Origin of the sequence: Mesorhizobium sp. M4B.F.Ca.ET.203.01.1.1, assembly GCF_004791025.1 — a bacterium.
GTDB lineage: Bacteria > Pseudomonadota > Alphaproteobacteria > Rhizobiales > Rhizobiaceae > Mesorhizobium > Mesorhizobium abyssinicae.
This window is the reverse complement of the sequence record NZ_SRUO01000015.1, coordinates 67,152-82,579: the sequence shown is the minus strand read 5'-3', so window position 1 is coordinate 82,579 and position 15,428 is coordinate 67,152. Positions and strand designations below refer to the sequence as shown.

General features: G+C 65.2%; 16 protein-coding genes and 1 riboswitch. Of the genes, 9 read left to right on the top strand and 7 right to left on the bottom strand.

The window, feature by feature from the left end; translation table 11 throughout:
- Positions 1-52 precede the first annotated feature (52 nt).
- Positions 53-130: riboswitch (SAM riboswitch) on the top strand.
- Between the two features lie 117 nt (positions 131-247).
- From EN846_RS26000 to EN846_RS25985, 4 genes are all read left to right on the top strand, one after another.
- Complete coding sequence (locus tag EN846_RS26000) at positions 248-1,417, top strand: homoserine O-acetyltransferase (RefSeq protein ID WP_135913970.1); 1,170 nt, start codon at positions 248-250, stop codon at positions 1,415-1,417.
- A 58-nt stretch (positions 1,418-1,475) separates the two neighbouring features.
- Positions 1,476-2,090, top strand: a complete 615-nt coding sequence (metW, locus tag EN846_RS25995; RefSeq protein ID WP_127392790.1) for a methionine biosynthesis protein MetW — start codon at positions 1,476-1,478, stop codon at positions 2,088-2,090.
- 158 nt (positions 2,091-2,248) lie between these two features.
- On the top strand, positions 2,249-3,241 hold the full coding sequence (locus EN846_RS25990) for a glycosyltransferase (RefSeq protein ID WP_127392789.1): 993 nt from the start codon (positions 2,249-2,251) through the stop codon (positions 3,239-3,241).
- Between the two features lie 179 nt (positions 3,242-3,420).
- Positions 3,421-4,356 (top strand): glycosyltransferase family 2 protein, encoded by a 936-nt coding sequence (locus tag EN846_RS25985; protein WP_127392788.1) that lies wholly within the window; start codon positions 3,421-3,423, stop codon positions 4,354-4,356.
- Positions 4,357-4,484: 128 nt separating this feature from the next.
- On the opposite strand, the gene EN846_RS25980 is transcribed toward EN846_RS25985, so the two are convergent.
- The 3 genes from EN846_RS25980 to EN846_RS25970 all read right to left on the bottom strand — a co-directional run bounded on the left by EN846_RS25980 (position 4,485) and on the right by EN846_RS25970 (position 8,069).
- Positions 4,485-5,285 (bottom strand): DUF1194 domain-containing protein, encoded by an 801-nt coding sequence (locus tag EN846_RS25980; RefSeq protein WP_127310166.1) that lies wholly within the window; start codon positions 5,283-5,285, stop codon positions 4,485-4,487.
- 67 nt (positions 5,286-5,352) lie between these two features.
- On the bottom strand, positions 5,353-7,176 hold the full coding sequence (locus tag EN846_RS25975; protein ID WP_128346338.1) for an ABC transporter ATP-binding protein/permease: 1,824 nt from the start codon (positions 7,174-7,176) through the stop codon (positions 5,353-5,355).
- Between the two features lie 116 nt (positions 7,177-7,292).
- On the bottom strand, positions 7,293-8,069 hold the full coding sequence (locus tag EN846_RS25970) for a methyltransferase domain-containing protein (RefSeq protein ID WP_127286021.1): 777 nt from the start codon (positions 8,067-8,069) through the stop codon (positions 7,293-7,295).
- Between the two features lie 199 nt (positions 8,070-8,268).
- Here EN846_RS25970 and gloB point away from each other — a divergent pair, with 199 nt between their 5' ends.
- Entirely contained in the window at positions 8,269-9,036 is a 768-nt protein-coding gene (gene gloB, locus EN846_RS25965; protein ID WP_127392930.1) for a hydroxyacylglutathione hydrolase, read from the top strand.
- A 22-nt stretch (positions 9,037-9,058) separates the two neighbouring features.
- The gene (locus EN846_RS25960; RefSeq protein ID WP_127392929.1) at positions 9,059-9,484 is read left to right on the top strand and encodes a cupin domain-containing protein; all 426 of its coding nucleotides are present in this window, start codon (positions 9,059-9,061) and stop codon (positions 9,482-9,484) included.
- Positions 9,485-9,538: 54 nt separating this feature from the next.
- Here EN846_RS25960 and EN846_RS25955 read toward each other — a convergent pair whose 3' ends face one another.
- From EN846_RS25955 to EN846_RS25945, 3 genes are read right to left on the bottom strand one after another with little or no spacing between them, the layout of a single operon-like run.
- Entirely contained in the window at positions 9,539-10,210 is a 672-nt protein-coding gene (locus EN846_RS25955) for a lysoplasmalogenase family protein (RefSeq protein WP_127392928.1), read from the bottom strand.
- On the bottom strand, positions 10,207-11,094 hold the full coding sequence (locus EN846_RS25950; RefSeq protein ID WP_127286025.1) for an EamA family transporter: 888 nt from the start codon (positions 11,092-11,094) through the stop codon (positions 10,207-10,209). The genes EN846_RS25955 and EN846_RS25950 overlap by 4 nt, the downstream gene beginning before the upstream one ends.
- Before the next feature lie 28 nt (positions 11,095-11,122).
- Positions 11,123-11,929, bottom strand: a complete 807-nt coding sequence (locus EN846_RS25945; protein WP_127392927.1) for a DUF3108 domain-containing protein — start codon at positions 11,927-11,929, stop codon at positions 11,123-11,125.
- A 240-nt stretch (positions 11,930-12,169) separates the two neighbouring features.
- Here EN846_RS25945 and rpmB point away from each other — a divergent pair, with 240 nt between their 5' ends.
- The 3 genes from rpmB (at position 12,170) to EN846_RS25930 (ending at position 13,942) form a co-directional block, all read left to right on the top strand.
- The gene (gene rpmB, locus EN846_RS25940; protein ID WP_127286026.1) at positions 12,170-12,466 is read left to right on the top strand and encodes a 50S ribosomal protein L28; all 297 of its coding nucleotides are present in this window, start codon (positions 12,170-12,172) and stop codon (positions 12,464-12,466) included.
- A gap of 86 nt (positions 12,467-12,552) precedes the next feature.
- On the top strand, positions 12,553-13,233 hold the full coding sequence (locus EN846_RS25935) for a queuosine precursor transporter (protein WP_127392926.1): 681 nt from the start codon (positions 12,553-12,555) through the stop codon (positions 13,231-13,233).
- Positions 13,234-13,261: 28 nt separating this feature from the next.
- Positions 13,262-13,942, top strand: coding sequence for a hypothetical protein (locus EN846_RS25930; protein WP_127392925.1), 681 nt, complete (start codon positions 13,262-13,264; stop codon positions 13,940-13,942).
- Positions 13,943-14,045: 103 nt separating this feature from the next.
- On the opposite strand, the gene EN846_RS25925 is transcribed toward EN846_RS25930, so the two are convergent.
- Positions 14,046-15,350 carry a hypothetical protein gene (locus EN846_RS25925; RefSeq protein ID WP_135859402.1) on the bottom strand — a complete coding sequence of 435 codons (1,305 nt, stop codon included), beginning with the start codon at positions 15,348-15,350 and terminating at the stop codon, positions 14,046-14,048.
- Positions 15,351-15,428 lie beyond the last annotated feature (78 nt).

Genomic DNA, 15,428 nt, shown 5'->3' with positions numbered 1-15,428 from the left:
GCGCGAAAAGCCTGGCCGTTGACGCCGAGCCGCGCTGGCCCTAGAAGGGCAGCGACAGTTCCGTGGTGATTTGGCCGGTCGGCTTGCAGCCACGTTAAACAATTCGCTAAAGGGCCGTTTGCATCCTGTAACCGGCTTTGCGAATGCATTGCCGGTTTTTTGTTGTCCGCCGCCGGCCGGACATTCGCCTGGTCCGGAAATCGGAATCGGTTTTCGGAAACCACGGTGCGTGATGTAAGAGGATGCAATGGCCGTTCTGCGCGCCGCAAAGACCAATAACGAGGTCGACCAGCCGTCGAGCCCGGTGTTGCGCTTTGGCCCCGACAAGCCGCTCAAGCTCGATGCCGGTGCGCTGCTGTCGCCGTTCCAGATCGCCTACCAGACCTATGGCACCCTCAACGACGCCCGCTCCAACGCCATCCTGGTCTGCCACGCGCTGACCGGCGACCAGCATGTCGCCAGCACCAATCCGGTCACCGGCAAGCCTGGCTGGTGGCAGGTGCTGATCGGGCCGGGCAAGATCATCGACACCAACCGCTTCTTCGTCATCTGCTCCAACGTGCTGGGCGGCTGCCTGGGCTCCACCGGCCCGGCCTCGACCAATCCGGCCACCGGCAAGCCTTACGGCCTCGACCTGCCGGTGATCACCATCCGCGACATGGTGCGGGCGCAGCTGATGCTGGTCGACCACTTCGGCATCGAGAAGCTGTTTTGCGTGCTTGGCGGCTCGATGGGCGGCATGCAGGTGCTGGAATGGGCCGCGAGCTATCCGGAGCGCGTCTTCTCGGCGCTGCCGATCGCCACCGGCGCGCGCCATTCCTCGCAGAACATCGCCTTCCATGAGGTTGGCCGGCAGGCTGTCATGGCCGACCCCGACTGGCATGGCGGCAAATACTTCGAGCACGGCAAGCGTCCGGAAAAGGGGCTGGCGGTGGCGCGCATGGCGGCTCACATCACCTATCTGTCGGAAGCGGCGCTGCACCGCAAATTCGGCCGCAACCTGCAGGACCGCGAGGCGCTGGCCTTCGGCTTCGACGCCGACTTCCAGATCGAAAGCTACCTGCGCCATCAGGGCATGACCTTCGTCGACCGCTTCGACGCCAACACCTACCTCTATTTGACCCGCGCGATGGACTATTTCGACCTCGTCGCCGATCACGGTGGACGCCTCGCCGATGCCTTCGCCGGCACCAAAACGCGTTTCTGCCTGGTCTCCTTCACCTCGGACTGGCTGTTCCCCACCGAGGAAAGCCGCTCGATCGTGCATGCGCTGAACGCCGCCGGCGCCTCCGTCTCCTTCGTCGAGATCGACACCGATCGCGGCCATGACGCCTTCCTGCTCGACGAGCCGGAACTGTTCGCCGCCATCAGCGGCTTCATCGGCTCGGCCGCGCGGGCGAGAGGGCTGAACGCATGACCCCGGAAAGTTGCAGACTTCCCGGATCAGGATCATGCGCCGAACGGGAGACCAGCCGATGAGCGTCAACCGCGCCCAGCGCGTCGACCTTGAAGTCGTCGCCGATCTCATCCCGCCGCAGTCACGGGTGCTCGATGTCGGCTCCGGCGACGGTCTGCTGCTCGAATTGCTGCAGGAAACCAAGCAGGTCGACGGCCGCGGGCTGGAACTGTCGCAGCGCGGCGTCAACGAATGCGTGGCGCGCGGCCTCTCGGTCATCCAGGGCGATGCCGACAAGGATCTCGAATTCTATCCCGACAAGGGCTTCGATTTCGTCGTCCTGTCGCAGACGCTGCAGGCGACCCGCAATCCGAAGCTGGTGCTCGACGAGTTGCTGAGGATAGGCAACCGCGCCATCGTCTCGTTCCCCAATTTCGGCCACTGGCAGGTGCGCCTGTCGCTGTTCGTCAAGGGGCGTATGCCGGTGACCAAGGATCTGCCCTATTCCTGGTACGACACGCCCAACATCCACTTCTGCACCATCCGCGACTTCGTCAATCTGTGCGAGGAGCTTGGCGCGACGGTGGAAAAGGCGACCGCGCTCGACGGCAACGGCCAGAAGATAGGCCTCTCCATGCCGTGGTGGTTCTGGAATTTCTTCGGCCAGCAGGCAGTGTTTCTGCTGCGACGATAGCAACGATCGCGGCGGTTTCCTTCGCCGACACCAGCACTTCCGCAGATCCCGACGCGACGAAGATTCTCGCAAAAGGAGCTTTCCTGCTTGCTTCTGTTATTTGACAGCGAAAGCCGACCCCTATAGCCACGTCCATTCAAGCAACCTGGTCGAACAATATGAGCGGCGATCGTCCGACTTATTCAATCGTCGTGGAAATGGAGAACGCCAAGTCGATCGACTGGGCGGAGATCGGCGTTGGGCTGAACGCCCTGGCGCGCGAGATCGCCGCGGTTTCCGCGACCGGCTTTGCAAGACCGAAAGTCATCATCTCGCATGGCGGGGAGGAAGAGGACGCGGACTCGCTCCAGCGCAACTTCCATACCCAGGCGCCACAGTTGGAAGAGGTGGCGGAGATAAGCTTCGCAGCTTGTCCCGGCGGCCGCTACTACGACCTCAAGAATAACGGGATCAAACAAACCGAGGGCGAACTGGTCGTCTTCCTGGACTCCGATACCGTTCCGGAACCGGACTGGCTCGCAACCCTGCTCGGCCCGTTTCAGGATCCCGGGATCGTCTGCGTCAACGGCTACACCTATCTCTTGTGCGACGACTTCTTTTCGAGAACCTTTGCCATGATGTGGTTCTTTCCGATGGCCGAGGGTGACAAGAGGTTCGCCGCGAAACGGGCGCTCAACGCCAACAACATCGCCTTCCGGCGCGAGTGGATTTCCAGCCACCCGTTTCCGCAAAACAATGGCTTCAAAGTCTCTTGCACCTTGCTGATGCACGAGCTGCGCCGCCAAGGTCACCAGCCGAGCAACATCAACGCCCGCGTCTACCACTATCCCCCGCGGGGCTGGCGGTTCTTCTTCTGGCGGGCACTGGTGACCGGCCGGGATGCCGACAGGAAATTCGTCGCGCAGCGCTCGCCCACGCGCGGCGCGCGCATCGTCAAGTCGTTCAGCCGCTGGTTCACCATGTCGTGGCGCACGACGCGGCGCATCGTGAGCCATGCCCGCCAAGCAGGCATGCCGGCCTGGCAGATCCCGTTCTCCCTGATCGTCGGCCAGGCGTTCTATGCCTTGGTGTTCTGGGGCCAGTTCAGCTTTGCCGCGGGGATCGTTGGCGACAGGGTCGAGCTGGTGCCGGACTATGTCGGGCACAGCTGAGGCCGGTGTTGCAATTGGGGCGCGGCGTCTCGAAATCTGCCGATTGCAGGCACGGACGTGGGCGGTCGAGGTGACACAGAGACTGCTTTTTTGTAGCGTCCCGCTGAACGCAAGCTTGGGCGGGCATGGAAGGCGGCAACAAATCCATCCGAATATCCCAAAGTCCGGGGCCTGATCGCATGCCGAAAGCGCCCGAGCCGGCCCCGCTCATCACAGTGATCACGCCGACCCACAACCGGCGCAGCCAGGTTGTGCGCGCCGTGGAAAGCGTGCTGGCGCAGACCCTTCCCCGCTTCGAGCACATCGTCGTCGACGATGGCTCCACCGACGCAACGGCGGCAGCACTTGCCGAAATCCGCGATCCCCGGCTGATCTATGTCGGCGCGAAATGGCGCGGCGCCAACGCCGCGCGCAATGCCGGCATCGAGCGCGCGCGGGCACCGATTGTCACCTTCCTTGATTCGGATGATGTCTATCTGCCGGACCGGCTGGAGCGGACGCTGGCGCGCTTCGACGAGAACCCGTCGCTCGAGGTCCTCATCAGCTCCTTCGTTTCGGTGAAGGGCAACCGGACCACCAAATGCGTCAACCGCGAGGCATTCCTGAGCCGCAACATGCTGGAACGGGCGCTGGTCTCCCAGACCATCTTCATCGCCGGTTCCGCGATAACCGCCCGGCACGAATCGCTGCTGGCGATCGGCGGCTACGACAGCGACATCGCGCGTATGCAGGATCGCGAATTGCTGCTGCGCTTCGCCCGCCGCGGCGGCGCGCTGCTCACCGAGGAAATCGACTGGAAGAAATACAATTCGGAAAATTCGATTTCCGGCCGCCGCGACGGCTATGTCGAGGCCTATGCGAACCTCATCGACAAGCACCCCTACATCGCTGACCGCTATCCCGAAATCCCGCCCTATATGATCGCGCGCCAGATCATCGCCGATACGATGAAGGGCAGGGTTTCGCAGGCATTCGCCGGTTATCTGGCCAACCGCTCGTCCAAGTCGCTCGGCTACTCGCTGCCGCAACTGTTGCGCGGCTATGTCGACGGCCGCCGCCGCCGGCGTGACCTTTATGACGAGTTCCGCCAGAAATACGGCGCGCGGCCCGCCTGATCTTGTCGTGCCCCGAACCTGTCGGCTTAGAGCAATTCCAGGAAAAGTGTGTAACGGTTTTCCGTCCGGAATCGCGTAGAACCAAATAGTTAGAGCGGTTCGGCGATTCCTTGAAACGCTGAACCGCTCTAGCGATCGAGTTCCGGGAAATAGGGATCGGAATAGAAACGGCGGTCGCGCTCGCCCTGCAGGCAGTCGATGGGCGGCTCGGCATCGATCCGGACCGCCGCCGTGTCGGCGATGCCGCTCACCTCGAGGATCAGCTTGCGCCGGATGGCGGTCGAGAACTCGGAAGCCGCGTAGATCGGCAGCACGAAGGAGCCGGGCCCACCGGTGACGCATTGGGCGTAGTAGCGGTCGAGATGGCTGAAGGTGGGCGACGGGCTGATCAGGATCGGCAGGCCGTTGACGACGATGCCCCTGGCCAGTGCCGCGTCGCGCTCGGAGGTGACGGGCGGACCGGTGTTGTTGGGTCCGTCGCCCGAGATGTCGATGACGCGCCGCTCGGCCGCGAAGGCGGTTTGCTCGAAAAGCCCGGTGCCAAAGGCGAGCGCGCCGGAGATCGAGGTGCCGCGGAAGCTGCGGAACGGCCGCGCTGCGATCCTGTCGGCGAACACATTGGCGCTGTCGCTGCCGTCGATGATCTGCCAGGCAAGCACCGCGTCGTCGCGGATGGTGCCCGCCCACTCGAAATAGGCGATCGCGATGCGGCCGTTGGTTCCCGCGCGCACCGCCCTGATGAAGTCCGGATGCCTGAGCGCCTCGACGTAGCCGGCGCGCTGCAACGCGAATTCGCGCTCGTCCATCGACGTCGAGATGTCGACCGCCAGCACCAGCTCGACGTCCACGGCGGCAGGTGCGGCGGGCACCGGCACAGGCGCGGCCTGGGCGCAGCCGAGACAGGCAAGCAGGCTGAGCATGTCGAGCATGGCCGCGTGCGTCCGGTTTGACGGGCCTGATCTTCTGCGGTGATCGCGGCGAAATAAAGCTTGGCTTTTACTTCTTCCTGCGCGGCGCCAGCGGCGGCGGCTCGATCGCGCCGGCCCTGACCCGCGCCGGCTTGAGCGCCGATCGGCCAGCATCCTTCACGATCGTCAGCGAGCGCGGGAAGAACTGGTTGTTGTGCTGGCCACGGCCGATGTTGAGGATGGCGGCGTCCGGCAGCCGCTTCTCCAGCATCGCCAGCACGCGCCGCAGCGTCGCGCCGTCGAACGTGTCCATCGCCTCGTCGATGATCACCCATTTTGGCCGCCTGAGTGCCAGCCTGGCGACGGCAAGCAGGCGCTGCTCGTCGTCGGCGAGTTCGTGCTCCCAGCGCGCCGAACGGTCGAGCGAGGAGGCAAGCCGTTCGAGGCCGACCTCCGTCAGCACCGCCGCGATCTCGGCATCCTCGACCGTGATGCCGTCGGCATGGTTAAGCACCTCGCGCAGCGTGCCGAGCGGGAAATAGGGCATGCGCGGAACGAAGACCGGCGCCGCCCCGGCCGGCATGCCGATGCTGCCGCTGCCCCATGGCCACAGCCCGGCAATGGCGCGGAAGAACAGCGTCTTGCCGGCGCGCGGGTCGCCGGTGATCATGACGCGCTCGCCGGGGCGTATCTCCACCTCCGGCTCGGCTAGCCTTGTGCAGCCGTCCGGCGAAGCGACCTCCAGCCTCTCGAAGGTCAGCGTGCCGCCGGCGTTCTCGGTAAAGGTGATGCGCTTTTCGGTGTCGTGGAAAACGTCGGTCTCGCCAAGCGCGATGCGGAAATCGGCGACGCGCATCAGCGTCGCCCGCCAGTCGGCGATGCCGCCTATGTTGTTGATGAACCAGCGCAGCGAGGAATGGACCTGGTTGAAGGCCCCAACCGCCATCATCAGCCCGCCGAAGCTGATATCGCCGGCGAAATAGACCGGCGCCGCCACCAGGATCGGCGCCACCACGGTGATCCAGCCATAGGTGTCGGTAACCCAGGAGAGATTGATCTGGGCGCCGTAGATGCGCCGCATGGCGCCGAGCACCGTGCCGAGGTCGAGCTCGAGCTGCCGCCTGGCGTCGGCCTCGCCATGCGCGAGCGCGATGGCGTCGACATTCTCGTTGACGCGGACCATCGACGACCGGAGCTCGGCCTCGCGCGTGTAGCGGTCGCTGTTGAAGCGGATCAGCGGCCGCCCGACCAGCCAGCTCAGCCACGAGGCGATGCCGGCATAGAGGATCGCCGCCCACACCATGTAGCCGGGGATCTCCAGCGCATGGCCGCCGATATGAAAAACGAAGCCGGAGGAGAGCTGCCAAAGCACGCCGATGAACGACACCAGCAGGATGAAGGACTGCAGCAGCCCGACGCCGAGATCGGTCGACAGGTCGGAGAGATGCCCGGCGTCCTGCTGCATGCGCTGGTCCGGATTGACGCCGATTGCCCCGGCATGCGCCAGGCGGAAGGCGCGCGCCGGCCGCATCCACTCCTCGATCAGGTCGAGCGTCAGCGCCTGGCGCAGCTTCAGCCGGATCATCTGGTTGAGCCAGGTCTGGCCGACATTGAGCACCAGGAGCCCACCGGCAATGGCCGCGAAGACCATAAGCTGGTGCAGGAAACCCGGCAGGTCGCGCCGCGCCAGCGCATCGTAGAAGGGCTGGTTCCAGCGGTTGAGCAGCACCTGGCCGATCGCGGTCGCGACGATGACGGCGACGATGCCCAGGCAGGCCCAGACGAACTGCCTGCGCACCGGCGAGGATTTCAGCGCTTGCTTGATCGTCCTCACCTGGTCGCCGAGGCTGCTGACTTCGACAGACACGGCGGCAGGCGCCGGGCCGGCCTTGTCATCCGCTTGATCAGCCATGTCAGATATCCCTGCTTTCGGAAAAAGGTGCTGAAACCGGCGCGAGCGCGACAGGCATGTCCCTCAGGCCGCGACCCCGCCCCCGACAGATAGGATGAGGCAAGGCGTTGCCGCGATCACGAACGCGTCACTTGGGCTTGCGCCTGGTTCGCGGCCAGCCGCCCGAGCCGGGTGGCGCCTTGCGGCGTCAGCACCGGCACGAAAACGCGGCGCGAGGCGCGCTGCACGACCGGCACGCCCTGGTAGAGCCGCTTCTGCGCCTCGACCACGATGACGCCGGAAAAGATCGGCCAGAACCGCCGGCCGGCGCGCTCCAGCATGTTGTGGAAGCGCATCATGAAGCGCCGCGGCGACGGCGGGAAGAACAGCGCGTCGGACCATGCCGCCGGGGTGAAATTCGCCTCGCGCAGCAATTCGGTCAGCTGGCCGCGCGAGAACGGCCGGCCATTGCCGAACGGCGTATGCTCGAAACGCGCCCAGACGCCGCGCCGGTTGGGCACGACGATAACGACGCGGCCGGCGGGCGACAGCACGCGCCAGATCTCGTTCAGCGTCTCGCGCGGGTTCTCGACATGCTCGAGCGAGTGCACCAGCAGCACGCGGTCGATGCAGGAATCGACCAGCGGCAATTCCTCGTCGAAGACCAGCGCGGTCGCTGTCGGACCGGTCGCCGGCCAGACCACGGCGCCCTGCGTCGCCGGCATGAAGGCGAAGACCCGCTCGGCGTCGGCACCGAACCGCTCCAGCCACGGCAGGGTGTAGCCGAGCCCGACCAGCCGCTCGTTTGGCACGGCCGCCCAGATCGAGGACAGCGCCATGGTGATCGAGCGCTCGGCGAGGCGCCCCAGCGTGGTCGAATAGAAGGAACGGAGGTCGACGATATCGGAATGCATGGCCGGGACGGTAGCTTCGAAGCATTGCAAGTTCAACAAAGGCGGATGACATCGGCGCCCAAGCGCCCTATGTCTGCGGCGACAACTGCATCGGCCCGAAATCGGTTTCGATTTCGGAAAGCGCGATGCAGCAGATAAACAGCTTAGAGCGTCCTTTGTGCGTCCAATTGGACGCACGGCGCTTTGGTGGAGAGACGCGATGCCGGTCGAAATCGAACAGTTCATGTGCCGCAGCGACAATTTCGGCGTGCTGGTGCGTGACCCCACGAGCGGCCAGACCGCCATCATCGACGCGCCAGAGGAGGCGCCGATTCTGGCCGCCATCCAGCGCACCGGCTGGACGCCGACGCTGATCCTGACCACTCACCACCATGTCGACCATGTCGAGGCCAATCTGGCGCTGAAGGAACGCTTCAAGCTGCGCATCATCGGGCCGGAAGCGGAAAAGGAGAAAATCCCCGGCATCGACGAGACGGTCGGCGAAGGCTCCGTCGTCCACCTCGGCGAGGAAAGGATCGACGTCATCGCCACGCCAGGCCACACCGCCGGCCATGTCTCCTACCATCTGCCGGCCTCGAAAGTCGCCTTCACCGCCGACACGCTGTTTGCGCTGGGCTGCGGCCGGCTGTTCGAGTGCAAGCCGCCGGTTATGTACGATTCGCTGAAGAAGCTGGCGGCGCTGCCGGCCGAGACGGTCGTCTATTGCGGCCATGAATACACCCTTTCCAACGCCCGCTTCGCGCTCACCGTCGATCCGACCAATTCGGCCCTGAAGGAACGCGCCGCCCGGATCGAGGCACTGCGCGCCGACGACAAGCCGACGCTGCCGACGACGATCGGCGAGGAATTGTCGACCAATCCGTTCCTTCGCTGGCACGACCCGGCGATCCGCAAGCATCTCGGCATGGAGACGGCCACCGACGCCGAGGTGTTCGCCGAGATCCGCAAGCGCAAGGACAATTTCTGAGCCCCGTGCTAGCTTCCGGTCGATGACCAGTGCCGCCGAAATCATCGCCACGCTCGGCCTGAAGCCGCACCCGGAGGGCGGCTGGTATGCCGAGACTTTTCGCGATGGTGCCGGAGGCGAGCGTGGCCATTCGACAGCCATCTACTTCCTTCTGGAAGAGGATCAGCTCTCGGCCTGGCACCGGGTCGCGGACGCGGCCGAGGTCTGGCACTTCCATGCCGGCGCGCCGCTGGCGCTGTCGATGCATGAGGAAGGCAGCGGCGTGATCGAGCAGGTGCTGGGCATCGCCCTTGCCGCCGGCGAGCGGCCGCAGATCGTGGTGCCGGCCGGCTGGTGGCAGTCGGCGCGCAGCCTCGGCGAATGGACGCTGGTCGGCTGCACCGTGGCGCCGGGCTTCGACTTCGCCGCCTTCGAGCTGGCCGAGCCGGGCTGGCAGCCGCAAGCATGATCCCGAAAAGTGGTTACCGGTTTTCGGAAAAGATCATGCGCGATCAACAACCCCTTAGCCGAGTAGAAAACCCAAGGCGATCGCCGCCTGCGCGGCGTAGTAGAGCGCCCAGACCGCGTAGCGCATCCACACCCGATGCGGGGAAATGGCGGCAAGCAGGAATTTTTCGACGGCGAGCAGCCCGTCGGACGCCATGAACAGTATGGCGCCGCCGATCACCAGACTATTGCTGGTGGTGAGCGCCGAAATCCCCATGGCGAGGATCGCCGCGACATAGACAGCGATCGGCAGGCGCAGGCTCGGGCCGACACGGCGCCAGAGCGCGGCCAGCATGACGATCGCGAATGCCGCCATGGCGAGCGCGATCGCGCCGCGCCAGGATTCGGCGCCGAGCAGGCCTAGCCCGCCGCCGCCATGCAGGAACAGCGGCACGTAAAGGACATGCGCCGTAAGAAAACTGGCGAGCCCGCCGAGGAAGGCCTTCTCGCCGTCGCGCGACAGGAAGGCATCGCCGACGGCGCTGAGCGCGAGCGCCGCGACGAGCAGAAACGGGCCACCCTGCATGACGGCGAGCACCGCCAGCATGGCGACGGCAAGCGTCTTTGCCGCCGAGCGGGCGAGGCTCGGCGGCATGTTGAGCGTGAAAGCGTAGATCACCGCCGCAACCAGCGAGAACACCAGCGTCGCATTGGCATTGGCATCGATGCCGCCGGGAAACGGCATCATGCGTTTGCCTCACCCGTGGCCGCCTTGCGCAGCAACAGCGACTTCGCGGCAAGTGCCGCGCCGCCGGTGATCAGCACGCAGGCGGCGAGGATGCGCAGCGACGGCTCGGCGACGCCGGCAATGATCAGCACCAGCGTCGACAGCAACGGCGCGGCGTAGCTCGCCGCGCCCAGCACCTGGATGTTGCCGCGCTTGACGCCGATGTCCCAGGCGTAGAAGGCGGCCCCTACCGGCATCAGCCCAAGGCCGAGCACGGCCAGCCACTGGCCGATGCCGACGGGCAGCACCGTCTGCTCAAGCAGGAAGTGGCAGGCCAGCGAAAGCACAGACGTCGCCGCGCAGAACCAGGTGACGATCGAGGTCGGCACCGATGGGAAACGCCGCGACAACAGCGAATAGGACGACCACAGGAGGGCGCAAACACCGGCCATCGCGTAGCCGAAGGCATAGCGCGCGTCGAAGGCAAGGCCGCCGCCCTTGGTGACGATGAGGACCGTGCCTGCAAGGCCGAGCAGCGCGCCGACGACGTGGTTCCAGGCCAGCCGCTCGCCCGGCATCAGCGCCGAGCCCAGCACGATCAGCAGTGGCCACAGATAGGCGATCAGGCTCGCCTCCACCGCCGGCGCGTTGCGCAGCGCGGTGAAGTAGAAGAAATGGTAGCCGAACAGCCCGGCAATGCCGATCACCCAGACCTGCGGCGGGATCTTTTCGCTGCGGTCGGCGGCCGGCATCACCAGCCGCGCGGCGAGCCCGACGCAAGTGCCGATGGCGAAGGTGATGGCCGACAGCAGGAACGGCGGCACCTGGCCGGACGCGTCGGTCAACAGCGCCAGCAACGACCACATGGCGACCGCCGAGAAGCCGATCAGTGTTGCGCGCCCCATGCCTGTCTCCGGCGGCGCGCAAACGCGCCTAGTTTATGGCTTCGAACCGTCCGGCGCTGATGGTCAGCGGACCGATCTGGGTCCCGACCGTGGCGCGGATCGGCGCATATACGCCGGTTTGGCCGAGCGGTGCAAACGTCACCATCATGCGGCTCCGGTCCTTGAGGAAATTCAGCGCCTTGCGGCCCTTGCGGTACCCCGCCACCGGCTCGAACCCCATCCGGCAGGTCACCGTGTCGCCCTTGTATCCGCGCACCGAGATCGACCCTTTCGAGGCATAGGTCAGCGTCAGATTGGCGCGCATCTCGCCATCGTAGAACTTGACCGTGCGCCCGCAGACCTGATCGAGGCTGTCGGCGTGGATGACGGTCGCCGCCATCGGATCGAGAACCGACTTCAGGTCGCCCGCGCCAAGCGGCACCCAGCTCTTGGGATCGCGCTTCTTCGGCGCCGGGACGACCTCGGTCGAGGTCACCGCGCCATTGGCGAAGCGGATGTCGACCACCGAGGCCTTCTTGCCCGACGTGTAATCGGCGCGGAAGGCCTGTGGCCGCATCTGCTTGCCTGAAATCGTGCCTTTGGACGAGACCGTGCCCTTGGTGTCGTCGAACAGCTTGGCGAGGCCCGCCGCCGAGACAGTGCCGTTGATCGCGTAATTGTCGCCGTCATAGCGGCTCGAGAATGTCGCCCTGGCCACTGAAAGGCCGAGGAACGACACCGTATACTCGCCCTTGAAAGATTGTGGCGCGGCGGCGGCGAAACTTGCCGTTGGCAAGGCGACAGCCAGCAAGCCGGCGAAGGCATATGACAGACGAAGTACAGGGGGGCGAAGCATGGCGGTCCTCGATTTTCAGCCGGGAAACGGGCAATTCCTGGCTGGCATGTCCCTATGAGGCTGGCTTATAGGGTGAAATCCGGCCTTTATATGGAATATGGCTGGCCGGCCGGAGCTTGACGCGCCGGTGAAATGCCACTATGGAACGCCAACTTTTTCCATAAGGCCGCCTGACCGAGACCGCGCGCCGCCTGGCGCGGGTCGAATGGTTTGGCCGACCGAGAACTGAAGGTTAGAATCATGTCCCGCACCTGCGAGCTCACTGCCAAGGCAGTCCAGACCGGCAACAATGTGAGCCACGCCAACAACAAGACCAAGCGCCGCTTCCTGCCGAACCTGGTCAATGTGACGCTGATCTCCGAAGTGCTGAACCAGAATGTGCGCCTGCGCATTTCGGCCAACGCGCTGCGTTCGGTCGAGCACCGCGGCGGCCTCGACGCCTTCCTGGCCAAGGCCGACGCCAAGGAGCTGTCGCAGCGCGCCCGCCTCTTGAAGAAGCAGATCGCCAAGAAGCTCGCCGAGCAGGCCGCGGCTTAACAGTTTCTGGCGGGACACCGCCTTCGCAGGAGTGTCGTGCGGATTCGGCATGACATTCCGCTGGTTCCATTACCCAGGATAAAAAAATGAATTCCGTCTCGCGATATCTGCCCTTCGTGGCCGCCATGGCGCTCGTCGTCGTGGCCTCCAACATCCTCGTGCAGTTCCCGATGCAGGGTGAGATCAGCGGCCTGTCGCTGGCTGACATCTTGACCTGGGGCGCCTTCACCTACCCCTTTTCCTTCCTTGTCACCGACCTTGCCAACCGCCGCTATGGCCCGACCGTGGCGCGCAGGATCGTCTTTGTCGGCTTCATGACGGCGGTGATCTGCTCGATCCTCGTCCCGCCCTTCCTGTTCCGCCACGGCCTAATCGAATTCGAGACCGCCGCCGACCGGCTGGTGCGCATTGCCGCCGCTTCGGGCGCCGCCTTCCTCACCGCGCAACTGCTCGACGTCACCGTGTTCAACCGGCTGCGCCGGCAGAGCTGGTGGCGGGCGCCGATCGTCGGCACGCTGGTCGGCTCGGTGTTCGACACCGTCGTCTTCTTCGGCGTCGCCTTCTCCGCCGCTTTCGCCTTCGTCGGCCCGAACGACAGCTTCGCGCTGGAGGCGGCGCCGCTGCTGGGTGTGCTGCCGGTCGAGACCATGCGCTGGGTGTCCTGGGCGCTGGGCGACCTCTCGGTGAAGCTGATCATCGCCGTGGTGGCGCTGATCCCCTACCGGCTGCTCGCCGCCCGCTGGAGCCAGCCGGCGCTGGCGACGTAGCCATGATTCCAAAAAGTGGAATCAGGCATTGATCCCTTGGGTCCAGCTCGATTCGGCGAAGACACCGGACGGCGGGCAGGAATTGCGCCTGAAGCAGCGCGGTACTGAATTTTCCATCATGCTGGGCACCAACGAGCTGATGAACAGCCGTCTCAGCGGCTCCGAGCAGGCGCTTGCAAAACTCGCCTGCGAAAGGATCGCCGGTCACCAGCAGCGGAAAATCCTGATCGGCGGCCTGGGCATGGGCTTCACGCTACGCGCCGCCCTTGCCGAACTTGGCCCTGACGCAAGCGTCACCATCGCCGAACTGGTGCCGGCCGTCATCGCCTGGGCGCGCGGTCCCATGGCCGGCATTTTCGACGGCTGCCTCGACGACCCTCGCGTCACCATCCAGGAAAGCGATGTCGGGCGCGTCATCGGCGCCGGGAAATCGGCCTGGGACGCCATCCTGCTCGATGTCGACAACGGCCCGGAAGGCATCGTCTACAAGGGCAACGACGTGCTCTACGGCGCCACCGGCCTCGGCCAGGCACGCGCCGCGCTCCGCCCCGGCGGCGTGCTGGCGGTGTGGTCGCAGGGCCCCGACAGCGGTTTTACGCGCCGCCTCAAGCAAGCGGGCTTCGCCGTCGAAGAGGTCAAGGCGCGCGCCCATGGCAAGCGTGGCGCCCGCAATGTCATCTGGATCGCGACCGCTCCGGAAGCGCGATAGGGAAACCCTGCGCCTCGCGCGGAATGGCCAGCAATTTCCAGATACCGGTCGGGCGCCGGCCGCCAGCTCGCCGCCCCGGCCAACCGTGAAAAGGCAATGCGCCCTATCTCAGTGTGAGCGAGAAGCCGCCGGCGCCGTGGGCATCGAAGTATCGGTACAGGGTGGAAGCATTCCAGCCCTGCGGCGCCTCGCGGCGGACCTCGAGGTGATCTGAGTCCTCGAAGCTCAATTCGGGCGCGGGTCCTTTCAACGTCGCCGCGCTGTAATCCAGGGTCACGGAGTCGCCAGTGTCGGCAAAGGAGATGGTGATCTTGCCGTCGCCATAGCTGATGTCAGCGTCGTCGATTGAGCGCTCGGCGAAGACGATCGTGGTCTCTCCGGCAACGCGGACGACGTCGTTGCCGTCACCGCGATCGAAGAACAGCTTGGCTTTGTCCGTGCCGGTGAGATCGATCCTGTCGTCGCCCAGCCCGCCCGAAATCGCGGCGGCGGTGCCTGCGTTGATCGTGATGGTGTCGTCGCCGCGGCCGCCCTCGACCTGATCGACCTTGGCGGCGGCGATCGTGATGGCATCATCACCATCGTCTCCACGGATGCCGAAGACGGCCTGCCCGCTCGCGACAGTAATGATGTCGGAGCCTTGGCCACCGGAAATGTCACCGACGCTTTGCCCGGCGACAGTGATGATGTCCTGGCCCTGGCCGCCTGAAATACTGCGCGCTTCATTGCCCGCCGCAACGGTGATGATGTCGTCGCCGGCATCGCCGGTAACGTTGTCGATGTTCATTCCAGCCGCGAGGGAAAGCACATCGCGCCCGTCGCCGCCCCAGAGTCCCGAGATATCCCGCCCCGCCGAAACGGCGAGCGTGTCGTCGCCTTCGCCGGCCGAGACGTTATAGACATCGCGTCCGGCGGCAATGTTGACGACATCATTGCCGGCGCCGGCGAAGATGCCGCGACCGCTTGGCACGAAGACCGAGATTTCGTGGTTGACGGCGTTGGATGCCTTCAGCGCCATGGCGCCTGCCGTCGTGCTGCCCTGCCAATAGTCTGAAGTTGCGTCCTCGGTGGCCACCAGATCGAGCCGATCGTTTCCGTCTCCGAGGGAGACGTAGTTCGGCGCGGTGTCGTCGCCGGACGAGGTAATGTCGACCGTGTCGTTGCCGGATCCGGTTTCGATGAACTCTGCGTTGACGGGCATGACGACAAGATAGCCGCCGCTGCTCCAGGCCCCTTCAATCGACAGCTTGACGATCCTTTCCAGCGCGCTTTGCTGGGCGCTGTCGCCGCTGCGAAGGCTCGGACCATCGGTCAGCAGACCGACTGGTTGCGGCGCCTCACCGGGTTCGCCCCTTTGCAGCAATTGCAGGGCTACCTGATGTCGCGATATGGATGGGACGGTCGTCATGAGCCCGGAACCGGTTGCGCGATTCCAGAAAGGCGCCGCCAGACTGAAACCCAGGATTGCATCCGAGTTTCACCGCTC